The sequence below is a fragment of the Enterovirga rhinocerotis genome, assembly GCF_004363955.1.
Classification (GTDB): Bacteria; Pseudomonadota; Alphaproteobacteria; order Rhizobiales; family Beijerinckiaceae; genus Enterovirga; species Enterovirga rhinocerotis.
Window position 1 is genome coordinate 1 of record NZ_SNZR01000011.1, and the last position, 13,991, is coordinate 13,991.

The 13,991-nt window shown below is 68.2% G+C and carries 13 protein-coding genes; 4 read left to right on the top strand and 9 right to left on the bottom strand.

The features are described from left to right. On the bottom strand, positions 1-444 hold a 444-nt coding region (locus EV668_RS25700), incomplete at its 3' end, for a DUF2924 domain-containing protein (RefSeq protein WP_133767932.1). 346 nt (positions 445-790) lie between these two features. Further along, positions 791-1,801: an isocitrate lyase/PEP mutase family protein gene (locus tag EV668_RS00580; RefSeq protein ID WP_245512741.1), complete on the bottom strand. Its 1,011-nt coding sequence runs from the start codon at positions 1,799-1,801 to the stop codon at positions 791-793. 125 nt (positions 1,802-1,926) lie between these two features. Here EV668_RS00580 and EV668_RS00585 point away from each other — a divergent pair, with 125 nt between their 5' ends. Then, on the top strand, positions 1,927-2,613 hold the full coding sequence (locus EV668_RS00585; protein ID WP_133767933.1) for a GntR family transcriptional regulator: 687 nt from the start codon (positions 1,927-1,929) through the stop codon (positions 2,611-2,613). 43 nt (positions 2,614-2,656) lie between these two features. After that, entirely contained in the window at positions 2,657-3,781 is a 1,125-nt protein-coding gene (locus tag EV668_RS00590; protein ID WP_166652296.1) for an NAD-dependent epimerase/dehydratase family protein, read from the top strand. Positions 3,782-3,794: 13 nt separating this feature from the next. Here EV668_RS00590 and EV668_RS00595 read toward each other — a convergent pair whose 3' ends face one another. The 5 genes from EV668_RS00595 to EV668_RS00615 form a co-directional block, all read right to left on the bottom strand. Then, complete coding sequence (locus tag EV668_RS00595) at positions 3,795-4,784, bottom strand: Bug family tripartite tricarboxylate transporter substrate binding protein (protein ID WP_133767935.1); 990 nt, start codon at positions 4,782-4,784, stop codon at positions 3,795-3,797. Between the two features lie 43 nt (positions 4,785-4,827). Continuing rightward, a complete protein-coding gene (locus tag EV668_RS00600) occupies positions 4,828-6,243 on the bottom strand; it encodes an MmgE/PrpD family protein (protein ID WP_133767936.1) in 1,416 nt (471 codons plus the stop codon). 10 nt (positions 6,244-6,253) lie between these two features. Next, positions 6,254-7,612 carry an MmgE/PrpD family protein gene (locus tag EV668_RS00605; RefSeq protein ID WP_133767937.1) on the bottom strand — a complete coding sequence of 453 codons (1,359 nt, stop codon included), beginning with the start codon at positions 7,610-7,612 and terminating at the stop codon, positions 6,254-6,256. A gap of 68 nt (positions 7,613-7,680) precedes the next feature. After that, positions 7,681-8,529, bottom strand: coding sequence for an N-acyl homoserine lactonase family protein (locus tag EV668_RS00610; RefSeq protein ID WP_245512743.1), 849 nt, complete (start codon positions 8,527-8,529; stop codon positions 7,681-7,683). A 25-nt stretch (positions 8,530-8,554) separates the two neighbouring features. Next, the gene (locus EV668_RS00615; RefSeq protein ID WP_208111460.1) at positions 8,555-9,730 is read right to left on the bottom strand and encodes a 2-methylaconitate cis-trans isomerase PrpF family protein; all 1,176 of its coding nucleotides are present in this window, start codon (positions 9,728-9,730) and stop codon (positions 8,555-8,557) included. Between the two features lie 106 nt (positions 9,731-9,836). Here EV668_RS00615 and EV668_RS00620 point away from each other — a divergent pair, with 106 nt between their 5' ends. Then, positions 9,837-10,661, top strand: coding sequence for an SDR family NAD(P)-dependent oxidoreductase (locus EV668_RS00620; protein WP_133767938.1), 825 nt, complete (start codon positions 9,837-9,839; stop codon positions 10,659-10,661). A 39-nt stretch (positions 10,662-10,700) separates the two neighbouring features. On the opposite strand, the gene EV668_RS00625 is transcribed toward EV668_RS00620, so the two are convergent. Then, positions 10,701-11,906 (bottom strand): ABC transporter substrate-binding protein, encoded by a 1,206-nt coding sequence (locus EV668_RS00625; protein ID WP_133767939.1) that lies wholly within the window; start codon positions 11,904-11,906, stop codon positions 10,701-10,703. A 196-nt stretch (positions 11,907-12,102) separates the two neighbouring features. On the opposite strand from EV668_RS00625, the gene EV668_RS00630 reads away from it, so the two are divergent. Further along, positions 12,103-12,957, top strand: a complete 855-nt coding sequence (locus tag EV668_RS00630; protein ID WP_342636829.1) for a beta-keto acid cleavage family enzyme — start codon at positions 12,103-12,105, stop codon at positions 12,955-12,957. A 37-nt stretch (positions 12,958-12,994) separates the two neighbouring features. Here the strand turns inward: EV668_RS00630 and EV668_RS00635 are convergent, their stop codons facing one another. Next, positions 12,995-13,954 (bottom strand): Bug family tripartite tricarboxylate transporter substrate binding protein, encoded by a 960-nt coding sequence (locus tag EV668_RS00635; RefSeq protein ID WP_133767941.1) that lies wholly within the window; start codon positions 13,952-13,954, stop codon positions 12,995-12,997. Between the last annotated feature and the right edge of the window lie 37 nt (positions 13,955-13,991).

Consider the following 13,991-nt stretch of genomic DNA (forward strand, 5'->3'; position numbering starts at 1 on the left):
ATGGCTTCGATGCCGGGAGCGGGCAGGCGTACGCCCCGAGCTTCCGTCCTGGCGCCGGTCGTCAGATGGCGGGAGACATAGTAGCGATAGCGCACCCCCTTCTTCAGGGCATGGCTCGGCGTCAGCCGCTCGCCATCCGCATCGAAGAGAAGGCCGCGCAGCGGGCTCGGATCGCGACCGGCGCGATCGGTTCGATCGGTCCGACTGCTTCAGGCTCGCGCGGGACATGCCACCGAACATCCGCTCCTGGATGCCGTAGGCGATGGCTCGGACGAGGAGGTCCCGGCTGAAGCGAGGCGGGTCGGTGCCGAAGAGCCGACGCCATTCGGCGCGAAGATCGGTGACGCTTGCCTGTTCCAGACCCTGGAGCTGAGACGCCAGCGATGCGGATGACGCCGCGGGATTGCCTGCGGCTGCCCGGTTGGTCTGCATCGATCGCATCATCGGACCGCCTCGCTGGTCCCGATCCGATAAGCCGTCCGACCGTCCTCCCGCTTGCTCTTGGCCAGCACCTGGCCGGACGAGCGCAGGCGGGCACCTCGTCGATATCCATCGCGATCCGCAGGGCCTGCTGCTCCGATCCGCTCTTGGCGCAGACGACCGCTGCTCTGCCGGTCGAAGAGGTGACGTGTCTCGCACGAATGCGTCTTCGCGATCGATGCTTTCGAAGTTGAGGCCTCAGAGCGGCGGATGAGATGATCCGGTGCAGCGTCTGGCAGACTCCGCGTGGTGGATCAGTCGGCCAAGGTCCTGGCTTCGCGGAGGTTTAACGAGCGGGTTTGCATCGAGGTCATGCTGCGTCGGACCGATCGGCGGACTTGTACCGCTCCTCGAGGAGGTCATAGTCGGGCTTGGCAACGATCCGCTGACGTTCGGCGAAGCTCGCCAGGGCGTCTTCGATGCCCCAGAGGGAGCCTTGCGCCTTGAGGTGGCCGAGCGTCTCCTGCATCGCGCGAAGCGATGCCTGCAACGCGGCATTGGCATAGAGGGCCAGCGAGAAGCCGAGCCGGCGAAGTTCCGCCTGAGAGATTTCCGGCGTCTTGCCGCCGATGACGATGTTGACGACCTGTGGGGCGGAAAGCTGCCCGACGAGCGTCAGTTCTGACAGATTGAGGGGCGCCTCGACGAAGATTACGTCGGCCCCGGCCTCCCGATAGTATTCTGCACGTTCCAGCGCGCGGTCAAGACCTTCGACGGCTCTCGCATCGGTCCTGGCGATGATCTGCAGGTTGGGGTCGTGCCGTGCGTCGACGGCTGCCTTGATCTTGCTCGCCATCTCCTGCTGCGAGATCACGGCCTTACCTTCGAAATGCCCGCATTTTTTTGGGAAGACCTGGTCCTCGATCTGGACCGCGGAGGCGCCGGCACGTTCGAGGGTGGCGATGACCCGCCCGACATTGATGGCGTTGCCGAAGCCCGTATCGATATCCACGATCAACGGTAGGGAGCAGACGTCGGAGATCCGAACCACGACGTCGTTGAGTTCCGTGACCGTCAGAAGGCCGATATCGGGCAGGCCGAGATGGGTGTTCGCAACGCCTGCCCCGGTGACGTAGACGGCCTCGAATCCGAGATCCTCGATGACGCGCGCCGTCAACGCGTTGGCCGCTCCGGGAGCCAGAACGGCGCGCCGTTCCGAGAGGCATCGACGGAGATGCGCGCGAGCAGCCCCAAGCCCGGCCGCCCCTCGTTCACCTTTCATCGCCCATCCTCTGGTTACGAGCCCGATCGCCCCTTGATAGGTGAGAGAGGCAGTTTTTTCAACTGTTGACAATACGGCGGCGCGCGCATCGTCCGACATCCTCTTCGGCAGCCCGCAGGCCGGGGGCGTCCTCGCCTTGGACGGGCGGCGGCGGTGCTGCTAAGCGTGGCAGGATCGGCATCTGCCCCGTCAGGGATCGGGCGCGTTGCTCCCACGGTGCGGGCATGGAACCAGGCAATATCAGCGGTCGCACATTGGCGGATCGGGCCTTCGAATGGCTCGAAGAGGCCATCATCAAAGGCGACTATCCTCCGGAATTCAGGCTCGACGAGGGGGCGCTGGCGAAATCCTTCGGGATCAGCCGGGGGCCGGTCCGCGAGGCGATCCGCCGGCTCGAAGGGAAGAAGCTCGTCGAGCGCGTGCCGCATATCGGCGCGCGGGTGACGTCCTTGACGGATTCCGATCTCGTCGAACTCTTCTTCGTTCGCGAGGCGCTGGAGGGCATGGCCTGCCGGCTGGCGACCGAGCGGATGAGCGACGAGGATTTGCAGGCCCTGTCGGCCCTCTTGGAAGGGCACGCATCATCCGGCGCGCTCAAGGCGGGCGAGAGCTACTACCAGCGCCCGGGCGATTTCGACTTCCACTTCCGAATCATCCAGGGCAGCCGCAATCCGAAGCTGATCGCGATGCTCTGCGACGACCTCTATCATCTGCTTCGGATCTATCGGTATCGCTCCAGCTCGCGGAGGGGCCGGGCGAGTCAGGCCCTCAAGGAGCATCGCTCCATCGTCAAGGCGATGCTGGCGCGAAAGCCCGATCTCGCCGAGCATGAAATGCGGGCCCATCTCCAGCACGCGCGCCTCGCCATCCAGCCTCCCCCCAAGAAGAACGACCCGTCCGTTGACGATTAATGTTGAATGTTGACAATGAATGGGAGGGGCGGATAACCCCGCATTGAGGTCGGCCAGCGAGAGCCGTTCGATGGTGGGACGGGTCGTCGCCAGCGTGGCGGGGACGGCTCGCCTCACGGCGACCGGGACCGGTGCGGCCGCGCGGGAGGTGCTCATGGCGGGTCCAAAGGCGGGGCGAACGGCGGAAGGGCGCACGTTCCTGATCACAGGTGGCGCCAGCCTGATCGGGTCGCATCTCGCGGATCAGCTCCTGGATCGGGGAGCCGCCGAGGTCCGGCTGCTGGAGAACTTCGCTCTCGGCAGCCCGGACACCATCGCGCATTTGTTGGAGGATCGGCGGGTCCGGCTGATCCGCGGCGACATCACGCGCCTCAACGAACTCCTCGACGCGTCGAAGGGTGTCGACGGCCTGTTCGCGCTGGCCGGCTTCCTGACCTTGCCGATGTCGCAGAACCCCGCGCTCGGCGTGCAGATCAACGCGCTCGGCGTCGTCAACACGCTGGAGGCGGCTCGCCACGCCGGTGTCGGCCGCGTCGTCTTCTCGTCGTCGACGGCCGCCTACGGCAATGCGCAGGCGGAGGCGCTGGACGAGGATGTGGGCTTCGTCAGCGCAGGGCTCGGCCCGGCCTCGATGGTCTACAGCTCCAGCAAGCTCCTGGGCGAAGCTCTGTGTGGGCTCTACGCCAAGACCTACGGTCTCGAAACCAATGTGCTGCGGTTCGCGTCCGTCTATGGCGAACGGCAGCACGGCAGGGCCGTGAACGCCAACTACATCGCGCAGCTCTACGAGACGGTCAGGACCGGCCGGCCGCCCGAGATTCCCGGCGACGGCTCGGAGGTGCACGATTACATCCACGTCACCGATGTCGCGGCCGCCCTGTTCGCGGCCTATACGAGCGAGGCCCATGGCCTGACGCTGAACATCTCGACCGATGTCGACACGACGCTGACCGAACTCGTGGGTCACGTCCTCGAGGCCATGGGGCGGCCCGATCTCGCGCCGGTCTATCGGGACGATACCCGCGCGGTGCGGTCCTACACGGCCACGCGGCTGCGCTTCGCCAATCGGCGGGCGGCGGAGACGATCGGCTGGACGCCGAAGGTGTCCGTGCGGGCGGGCGTCAAGCGCTTCGTGACCTGGCTCGACGGGCAGCAGGGAGCCGCCTGAGGTCGGCCGCCCGTCATTGCGGCGCGATGCCGGCGGCCCTGGTCACGCCGGTCCATTTGTCCATCTCCGCCTCGATGAAGCGGGTGAACGCCGCTGCGCTGTCATCCTCGACGAGGTCCGTCCCCTCCTGCGCGAAGGCCGCCTTCAAGGCCGGCACGGCGAGGGTCCTGTGGACTGCGCTGCGAAGCCGGCCGGTGATCTCCGCAGGTGTTCCGGCCGGTGCGAACACGCCGAGCCAGTTCGAGAGTTCGAGCTGCTTCATCCCCACCTCGCCGACCGCCGGGATCTGCGGCATCAGGTCGGAGCGCGCGGTGCCGGTATTGGCGAGCGCTCGCAGGCTCCCCGCCCTGACCTGTTCGAAGACGACGGAGATGTTGCCGAACATCATGTCGACCCGTCCGCTGAGAAGATCGGGCATCGCGGCGGCGGCTCCGCGATAGGGGACGTGGACGAGATCGACGCCCGCGGCCTGTTTGAGCTGCTCGCCGCCCAGATGCGCCGTCGTGCCGCTCCCGCCCGAGGCATAGCTGAGCGGCCGCCCCTCTGCGCCCCGCCGACGCGCGAGCGCCACGAGGCCGGCCATGTCGCGCACGTCGAGTGCAGGATGGACCACGACGACATTGGGAAAGGTGATGAACCGGGTGACGGGCTCGAAGCTGCGGATCGGGTGATAGGGCAAGGCCTTGTAGACCCCGAGATTGATCGCATGGGTGCCGACCGTGCCGATCCCGAGCGTGTAGCCGTCGGCCGGTGCCGACGCGACGCGCTGCATGCCGTTGATGCCGCCCGCGCCGACCACGTTCTCGACGATGACGGGGACGCCGAGCACCGTCTCGAGGCCCTGGCCGAGACGCCGTGCGCCGATATCCGACGACGTGCCGGGGGAGAAGGGGACGACGAGCTTGATCGGGCGCGTCGGGAAGGCCTGCCCATGGGCGGCGTCGGCCGGAAGCCAGATGGCGGCCAGGGCCGCGAGAAGAACAGCCCGTGCCGAGATCCGCATGGTTCGCCCTTTCCTGCCGAAGCGCCCGGAACGCCCGCTGGCCTCAGGTCCTGATCGCGGCACGTCCGAGGGATCGCGCCAGGGGCGCGAGCGTTGGGGAGTCGAAAGCCGCGCGAAGACGGGGAAGAAGCTCCCGGGCCGTCTCGTCGCCGCTCGCGGCTCCGACGAGCGACAGGAACTTGGCGTCGATCTCTCCCGAGGACATTCGGTTCTCGGGCATGCCCTTGGAATGGTCGACGCGCCGTCGGAACGAGCGTCCGTCCTTCAGGCGGATGGTGACGATCCCGGCATAGAGAGCCGGGTAGACGGCATCCATCTCCGCATCGACCTCGACGTCGATGCGCGCGATCAGCGCGTTGAGGGACGAGTCGCCCAGTCGGTGCGGCGTGAACTGCTCGATCAGCGCCGTCCCGTCCGCCAGCGCGACCGCGACGTTGTAGCGGATGCTCATCTGCGCGTTGAGCACGGTGCTCTGCCGATAGGGAAACCCCGTCTGACGCTCGACCACACGGCTGATCCCGACGAGCACGCGATCGATGTCGTCGGCGCAGAAGCCTTCCTCCCGACGGAGCGCGATCGCGGCATCCACGGCGGCGTGATTGCTGCCGCAGCAGGAATAGGGCTTGAACGCCGCCCCCTCGAGCCGCCAGACCCGGCCGAGTTCGCGGGCCACCTCCGCCGGGCGCGGGTCGTCCGACATGGCGACGAAGAAGCCGCCGTCGCTGGTCTCGAGGATCTGGCGCGGCCCCTCGAAGCCCCTCGCAGCAAGTTGGGCGGCGACGATTCCGGCCTGCGCCGCCCGCCCCGGATGGAGGCGCTTGCTCATCGCGCCATCGGCGTTGAAAGCCCACAGGCCTGCCGATTGCGTGCCGGCGAGGCCCAGCGCGCTCGCGACGGTCCAGGCGTCGAGGCCGAGGGCGACCGCGGAAGCCGCCGCCGCCCCGAACGTTCCCGTGGTGCCGGTCAGATGCCAGCCGCGCATGCGGGACGAGTTCGGATTGGTCGCGAGGCTGACGCGGTTCATGACCTCGTAGCCGGCGGCGAGGGCGCGGAGCGCGGTCTCGCCGGAGAGGTCGTCGCGTTCGGCGAAGGCGAACACGGCCGGCAGGATGGCCGCGCCCGGATGGATCTTGGCGCGGCTGTGATCGTCGAAATCGAAGCCGTGAATCGCCGTGCCGACGGCGAGGGCGGCATTGGCGACGGAGACTCGGCGACCGGCGGCCCCCCAGAGCGACGCCTCCTGGGGGCCGCCCTGCGCCTCTGCGAAGCCCTGGACGATGCGGCACGCGTCCGTGGTCAGGCCGAAGAGGCCGCATCCGACCGAGTCGACGAGGGCGTCTTCGAGCACCGACCGGACGCCGTCCGGCACGCCGCCGCGTCCGACCGACTCGACGAAGACCGCAAGATCCGCGGTCGGGCCGGGGACCAGAGCCGGTGGAGGGGCGATCGAGCCGTGCATGATGGCCTCCTCAGGCGGCTTGCCGGGTGGGAATGGTGGTGCGCAACACCTCGCCGATGCCGGACAGGCTCTCGATCCGGTCCACCGCTCGGATCATGTCCGATACGGCCCCTTCGCCGATGACGGGATCGCCGAGAAGGTGGACCTTCCGGTTCATCTCCTCGGGCGTCATCGGATTGGCGATCGAGCCTTTCGGGTGGTCGATCTGGCTGCTGAGCTCCGCGCCGCCCTCGGTCCTGAGCGTCATCAGGCAGGACACGCCCCGCGGAAGGGTTTCGTCCGCCACCACCTCGACCATGTCCGACAGCCGGCGGATCTCGGGGTCGGCGAGCTTGCTGTTCTGATACTGAGGAAAGAAGGCTGCCCCTTCGATGAGGGCGACGGCGACGGAATAAGGCAGGCTCACCTGGGCCTCGTGATAGGTCTTGGGGCGCGTGTTCAGGTGATAATGGGCCCAGGCCGGGTGACGCCGCATCGTGATGGACCGCGCGGCCGACAGCGGCTCCGTCAACTGCCTTCGGATGTCGAGGGCGCAATCGATCGCGTTATGGATGGGCCGGGCGCACGAATAGGCCTTATATTCGATATGGATCGGAAAGGTCTTGCCGAGATCCCGGGTCAAGGCGCCGATGTCGTGCCGGTCGCTGAAGGTGCGGCAGAAGCCCCGCTCGCCGTCGAAGATGGAGGCGGTGCCTGTGAAGCCCGCCTGCGCCATCAGGGCGGCGGTGACGCCGTTGCGCGCGGCCGGGCCGGGGTTGAAGCGCTTCTGCATCGAGGGGCCGTACATCTCCATCAGCCCGGAGGCCTGCGCCCCGGCGAGGCCGAGGGCGGAGACCGTCTGCTCGACGTCGAGCTTCAGCAGACGCGCGGCGGCGATGGTCGCGCCGAACACGCCGCAGACCGGCGTCGTGTGGTAGCCCCTGTCGCGCAGGGAGAAGTTGGTGGCCTCGCTCGCGCGCGCCATCATCTCGCAGCCGGCGACGACCGCGGCGACGAAGTCCTGCCCGCTGGACTTCTCCCGTTCGGCGACGGCGAGGGCCGCGGAGACGACCGGCGGGCTGAAGTGGAACAGCGCCAGGATGTCGACGTCGTCGAGCTCGATGGAATGCGACGAGATCGCGTTGGTGAAGGCCGCATGGATCGCCGGCACCCGGGCGCCGTGTCCGATCAGTGTCGATTCCGCGGTGCCGCCGGTCGCGAGGACGAACCGGGTCGCCGCCTCGGCGCTCCCGGTCTGGCTGCCGCCCAGCGCGACGCCGAGATAATCCCGCACCAGGGCCTTGGCGTCGTCGAGGTGGTTCTGCGGAATGTCCTCGACCTTCAGGTGGACGAAATGATCGGCGAGACTTTCTGCGGCGGTCGAGGGCATGTCTTCACTCCAGCGATGGGCGATCTGGGTCTTGGAGGGGCGATCGGCGTTCAATGCTTGCCGTCCGCTCAGGAGGGCTCGCGAGGCGAGGGCGCGACGTCGAGCCGAACGGCGATCCCCTCCAGGTCGGGCGAGGGCGCCGGATAGCGCGCCATGACCAGCGGATCGTGCCCCGGCACGATGTGATCCGGCGTCGGCGCGGCGGCCAGGAGCTTGTCGAACCCCTCCAGCATCTCGCCGACGTGGAAGGCGGTCGGGAAGGGTCGCAGGCGCTCGAGATTTTCGTAGAAGTGGCTCACGTCGGAAGCGAGGACCACGACCCCGCGCCGCGTGTTCACGGTGACGAATTGCAGCCCCGCCGAATGGCCGCCCGCGGCATGCAGCCCGATGCCCGGAGCAAGAGCGGCCGAGCCGGTATAGAAGACGACGCGATGCGCGTAGTTCAGCCGGACGATGCCGCAGACGTCGTCGACCTCGAAGGCATGCGACAGGCGCGGATAGCGCATGTAGCGGCCCACCGCATAATGCAGTTCCGGCTCCTGCAGGTGGAAGCGCGCGGCCGGAAAGCGATCGAAATTGCCGACGTGATCGTAGTGCAGATGGCTCAGCACCACGTCCTCGACCGTGTCGGGGTCGACCCCGACCAGCCGCAGCGCCTCGACCGGACAGCGGAGGAAGGTCCGTCCCCGTCGCGCGGCGACCTCCGCGTTGAAGCCGGCATCGATCACGACGCTTCGCTCCGGGGAGACGGCGGCCCACAGGAAGTAATCCATCGGCATCGCCCCTTCGTGAGGGTCGCCGCCCATGAAGTGATCCCTGCGCTGGCCTCCGCGCGTGGCGTAGCGGATCGCATAGAGCTCGTAGGTCGGGGCCGGCGTCACGCCGATGGTCATGGCGTCTCCTGCTGTCTTCGGCATCGGGGCGTCCGCCCCGCCGGGGCGTTCAATGGCCGGGCGATGCCGCGACCGCGTCGGGGATGAAGACGTAGCCCTCCATGATGCGGCGGGCGGTGCGCCCCAGCGTGGCGCGATGGACGCGGAATGCGTCGCCGTCCGGCTCGACGGCCGTTTCCGTCACGATGACGCCGGCCGGGTGTCCGATCCGGACCTCGAGCCTGTTGTGCGGCCGGGCCGCCTCGTGGACCAGGGTGCCGGGCAGGCGGCTCGCGACGCCCGTGCAGACCGTGCTCGTGCCGGCGTAGGTCTTGTGCATCTGCTGCATGAACATCAGGCGCGAGACGAGATCGACATCGGCGGCGGCCACCGTCTCGCCCGTGAGATCGTTGCGGTACGCGGCCGGTGGCGACACGATGCCGAGGAGGGGGGTCGCCGGGCTGTCCTCGCGCGAGCGTTCCGCATCCGGGATCATACCCATGCGCACGGCGCCGGCCCCGCGGATACGCTCGAGCAGGGCACGAAGTTCGCTGTTCCGGTCGATCTCCGCGGCGCTTTCGGTGCCGGCCAGGCCGAGATCGCGGGCCCGCACGAAGACATGCGCATTACCGATATCAACCAGCGAGGCCTCCAGCGCTCCGAAGCCGGGCACGTCCAGCCGGTCGACGGGGTTGCCGGTTGGCAGAAGCCTGCCGGTCGCGCCGCCGGCCGTGTCGGCGAAATCGATCAGGATCTTGGCGCCGCAGCCCGGGACGCCGGGCACGACATAGTCGCCGGCCTCCATCGGGCGTCCGTTCTCGACCGGCACCTCGATCGTCAGCACACGGCTGAGATTGGTGTTGAACGCCTTCACGATCGTCGTCGGCGAGACCGGCCGCACCAGCCCCTCGAAGACGGCATAGGCTCCCACCGCGGAGCTGATGTTGCCGCACAGGCTCAGCCAGTCGATCTCGGGATGTTCGATCTCGACCTGGCCGAAGGTGTAGGTCAGGTGCGTGCCTTTCGCCCGCGGCTCGTCGTGCCGGGGCGGGCCGATGATGGCGAGTTTGCTCGTGAGCGGATCTGCGCCTCCGATCCCGTCGATCTGCCGGCGATCCGGCGATCCGAACACGGCGAGGATGATGCGATCCCGCTCGATGGGATCATCAGGCAGATCGGCTTCCCGCAGGAACACCGCCCGGCTGGTTCCGCCTCGCATCACGACCGAGCGAATGGATTGGGCCACGCGCCACCTCCCGTTCTTGGCCCGGCGATAGAATGCTCATTGTCGATTGTCAACAACTGCCGCGGCATGCGATCTGGGGATCCGACAGGCGAGGAGAGGGCAGGCCATGAGCGGAGGGATCGAGATGGAGGAAGGCACCGGCCTGACCCGGACATCGGAGCCGATCGCGGTGATCGTCGGGGGTGCGAACGGGATCGGCGCGGCGACCGCACGCGTGATGCGGGCGCGGGGATGGGTCGTCGTGATAGGCGATCGGGACATGCGGGCGGGCGAGGAGCTCGCGCGTGAATTGGGGGGCGCCGCCTACGAGATCGACGTCGCCGAGGCCGGCAGCCTCGCAGCCCTGGCCGAGATTTCCGAACGGGAGATCGGGGCGACGACGGCGCTCATCGTCTCGTCCGGCGTCTTCCAGCCGAACGAGCCGATCGAGACGAGCGATGCGGGGCTCTTCGAGCAGATCACGCGCATCAATCTCGCCGGGACCTACCATGCCGACCGCGCCTTCGGCACGAGGATGGCCGCGCGCGGCCGAGGCAGCATCGTCAACCTGTCCTCGGTGACGGGACACGGCTCGACGCCGCTCAACATCTATGCGCCGACGAAGGCCGCGATCATCAACCTCTCGAAGAGCCTTGCGGGCGAATGGGGCCGCTCGGGCGTGCGCGTGAACAGCGTCTCCCCGGGCATCACGCTGGTGCCGCGCGTGGTGGAGCGCAAGCGTGCGGGCAACCGCTATCCGGCCGATCTCGACCAGCGCATGGCGCTCGGCCGATGCGTGGAGCCGTCGGAGGTCGGCGAGGCCGTGGAGTTCCTCGCCTCCGACCGGGCCTCCGCCATCACCGGAACCGATCTCGTCGTCGATTGCGGCTGGATCACGGCGAGCCTCTGGGAGGCCTATGGCGGCACCCGTCCGCCCCGGCAGGGAGGCTGAGGCGGCATCGCGGGCGCTGCGTCGCGGACGGTCCCCCGCTCAGTTCTTGAGGTAGGGGCAGCCGCCTTCCGACATCGGCCGGAAGGCCTGATCGCCGGGAATGGTCGCGACCTTCCGGTAGATGTCCCATTCCCCGGTCGAATCCGAGGGCTGCTTCGCTTCGAGGAGCGCCCAGTCATAGACCATGCGCCCATCGGGCCGCACCCGGCCGCCTTGCGCGAACATGTCATTCACGGGCGTCTCGCGCATCTTGGCGAGGACGGGAGCGGCCTGGTCTCCGCCCGTGGCCGCGATGGCCTTCAGGTAGTGCGCCACGGCCGAGTAGACGCCGGCCTGGACCATCGTCGGCATGCGGCCGGTCTTGGCCTGAAACCTCTTCGAGAAGGCGCGGGAGGCGTCGTCCTGGTCCCAGTACCAGCCCTCCGCCACGGCGAGACCGGCCACCGCCTTCTGACCGAGGCTGTGGGCGTCCCGCACGTTGAAGAGCAGCGCCGCGAATTTCTGCTTCGGCGTGATGCCGAACTCCGCACCTTGCTTGATCGTCGTCTGGGTGTCGCCGCCGGCGCTGGCGAGCGCGATCACCTTCGCGCCCGACGCCTGGGCCTGCAGCAGGAACGACGAGAAGTCTGAGGTGTTGAGAGGGGCTCGAACCGCGCCGAGCACCTTGCCTCCATTCGCCTTCACGACAGCCGCGGCATCGCGCTCCAGGGCGTGGCCGAACGCATAATCGGCCGTGATGAAGAACCAGGTGTCGTCTCCCCGCGCCACCAGCGCGCGGGCTGTCACCTGCGACAGGGCGTAGGTGTCGTAGGTCCATTGGAGGCCGTTCGGCGAGCAGGCGCTGCCGGTCAGGTCCGACGAGCCGCTGCCGGAGATCAGAAAGACGCGGTTCTTCTCGCGGGTGATGGTCTGGACGGCGAGGGCGATCGAGGAGGTCGGCACGTCGACGATCGCATCGACCTTCTCCGTATCGTACCAGCGGCGGGCGATGTTCGATCCGATATCGGGCTTGTTCTGGTGGTCGGCGAAGACGATCTCGATCGGGGCTCCCGCGACCTTGCCACCGGCGTCCTCGATCGCGAGCTCTGCCGCGGCGACCGATCCCGGCCCGCTCCCGTCGGCGTAGAGGCTCGACATGTCGGTCAGGATTCCGAGCTTCACGACACGGTCGGAAATCTGGGCATTCGCGACGCCGAACACGGACGTCATGGCGAATGCCGACACGATGCGGATCCATCGGCCCATCGTTTCCTCCTGTTTCGGGCAGACACGACATGGAGGCCACGGTCTGCTCCCGACCAGCCATTTTCATCATCATTGTCGATTGTCAACAATAGATCGCGGTTGCTAGAGAAGGCCGTCATGTGCTTGCCGAGGAGCGTCTGCCTGTCGGGGGCGCGCGGCGCGGCACAGGATCGGGGAGGGCAATGTGAGCCGGAAAGTGATCGTCAGTTGCGCGGTGACGGGGGGCAGCCCCATGACGAAGAACAGCCGCTACGTGCCCATCACGCCCAAACGGATCGCGGAGGAGGCCTTGGCGGCTGCCAGGGCGGGGGCGGCGGTCGTCCATATCCATGTCCGCGATCCGGAGACGGGGGCGCCGGGCGGTGGCGTCGAGCTGTTCCGGGAGGTGGTCTCGCGCATCCGCGATTCGGGGTCCGACGTCGTGATCAATCTCACGACCGGACCCGGCGCGCGGTTCGATCCCCCGATCGACGATCCTCGCAGCGCCGAGGTGATGGTCCGCCCGCCCGACGAGCGGGTCGAGCATGTCGTGGCGCTGCGTCCCGAGATCTGCTCTCTCGACATCGCGACGATGAATTTCGGCGCGAGCCCGATCGTGAACTCGCTCGACCACATCCGTCACATGGCGCGCGCGATCTACGAGGCCGGGGTGAAGCCCGAACTCGAGGTCTTCGATCTCGGCCAGGTCGGCTACGCGCTGTATCTGATCGAACAGGGCATCATCGAGAAGCCTCCGTTCTTCCAGTTCTGTCTCGGGATCCGGGGGGGCGCGCCCGCGACCACCGAGGCGATGACCGCGATGAAGAACATGCTCCCGGCCGGGACGGTCTGGTCGGCCTTCGGCATCTCGCGGAGCGAGTTTCCCATGGTCGCGCAGTCGGTCATCCTGGGCGGGCACGTGCGCGTCGGGCTCGAGGACAACCTCTTCATCGCGCAGGGCGAACTCGCCGAGGGCAACGCGCCGCTCGTCGAGCGGGCGGTGACGATCGTGACCTCGATCGGCGAGGACATCGCCTCGCCGGCCGATGCCCGGCGGATCCTCTCGCTCTGACGGCGTATCCGGGCGCGCGGATCGGCGCGCCCGGACGCTATTGCGGCTCCAGCCCGGCTTCCTTCGTCAGGACCGCCCATTGCGCGACCTCGGCCGCGACGCGCCGGCCGAGCGCCTCGGGGGGTGTGGGCAGCGCCTCGAAGCCGATGACGGCGAGCTTCTCCTTCAGCTCGGGCTTCGCCATGGTCGCTGTCAGGGCGGCCGACAGCTTCTCCAGGATGGGGCGAGGGGTGCGCGCCGGCGCGAAGATGCCGGTCCAGGCTGCGATGTCCGAGAGCGGCACGCCGCCTTCCCGCATGGTCGGAAGCTCCGGCATCAGGCCGCTCCGCTCCTCGTTCGTGACGGCGAGCGCCCGCAACGCCCCCGCCTTGATCTGCGACATCGAGGCCGTCATGTCGGTAAACAGCAGGGTCACGCGCCCGCCCAGGAGGTCGGTGATGGCCTGGGGGCTGCTGCGATAGGGGACCTTGGCGAGATCGATCCCCGCGCGCCGCTTCAAGACTTCGCCCGACAGATGGCCGAGCGCGTTGCCGTGCGCGAACGAGAGCTGGCCCGGCCGCGCCTTGGCCGCCTCGATCAGGTCTCCGAGGGAGCGGAAGGGCGACGCGGCGTCGACGACCAGGACGTAGGGGAAGATCCCGACCTGGCCGATGGGCGCGAAGTCTTTGACCGGGTCGTAGGAGATCGTCTTCATCAGGCTCGGATTGGCGGCATGCGTCGTGACGCCGCCGATCAGGATCGTGTAGCCGTCGGGCTCGGCGCGCGCGACCGAGGCGGCGCCGAGCGCGCCGTTCGCTCCGACCTTGTTCTCGACGACCACCTTCTGGCCGAGCGCCTCCGTCAGGTGGACCGCCACCATCCGGGCGATCGCGTCCGTGCCGCTCCCGGCGCCATAGGGAACGACCAGCGTGATCGGGCGGCTCGGATAGGTGTCCGCGCTCGCCGCGGAGAGCAGGCCGACCATCGCGGCCGCGAGGGTGACGAGGGCGCGTATCATCTGTTCCTCCCCTTCGGATTGTAGGTCCGCGGCCGGT

What these genes read in the sequence shown, in the direction of transcription:
- EV668_RS00580 (WP_245512741.1), bottom strand. Translation starts at nt 1,801, where the DNA reads ATGTCGGACGATGCGCGCGCCGCCGTATTGTCAACAGTTGAAAAAACT.
- EV668_RS00625 (WP_133767939.1), bottom strand. Translation starts at nt 11,906, where the DNA reads ATGGGCCGATGGATCCGCATCGTGTCGGCATTCGCCATGACGTCCGTG.
- EV668_RS00605 (WP_133767937.1), bottom strand. Translation starts at nt 7,612, where the DNA reads ATGCCCTCGACCGCCGCAGAAAGTCTCGCCGATCATTTCGTCCACCTG.
- EV668_RS00620 (WP_133767938.1), top strand. Translation starts at nt 9,837, where the DNA reads ATGAGCGGAGGGATCGAGATGGAGGAAGGCACCGGCCTGACCCGGACA.
- EV668_RS00585 (WP_133767933.1), top strand. Translation starts at nt 1,927, where the DNA reads ATGGAACCAGGCAATATCAGCGGTCGCACATTGGCGGATCGGGCCTTC.
- EV668_RS00635 (WP_133767941.1), bottom strand. Translation starts at nt 13,954, where the DNA reads ATGATACGCGCCCTCGTCACCCTCGCGGCCGCGATGGTCGGCCTGCTC.
- EV668_RS00600 (WP_133767936.1), bottom strand. Translation starts at nt 6,243, where the DNA reads ATGCACGGCTCGATCGCCCCTCCACCGGCTCTGGTCCCCGGCCCGACC.
- EV668_RS00595 (WP_133767935.1), bottom strand. Translation starts at nt 4,784, where the DNA reads ATGCGGATCTCGGCACGGGCTGTTCTTCTCGCGGCCCTGGCCGCCATC.
- EV668_RS00610 (WP_245512743.1), bottom strand. Translation starts at nt 8,529, where the DNA reads ATGCCGAAGACAGCAGGAGACGCCATGACCATCGGCGTGACGCCGGCC.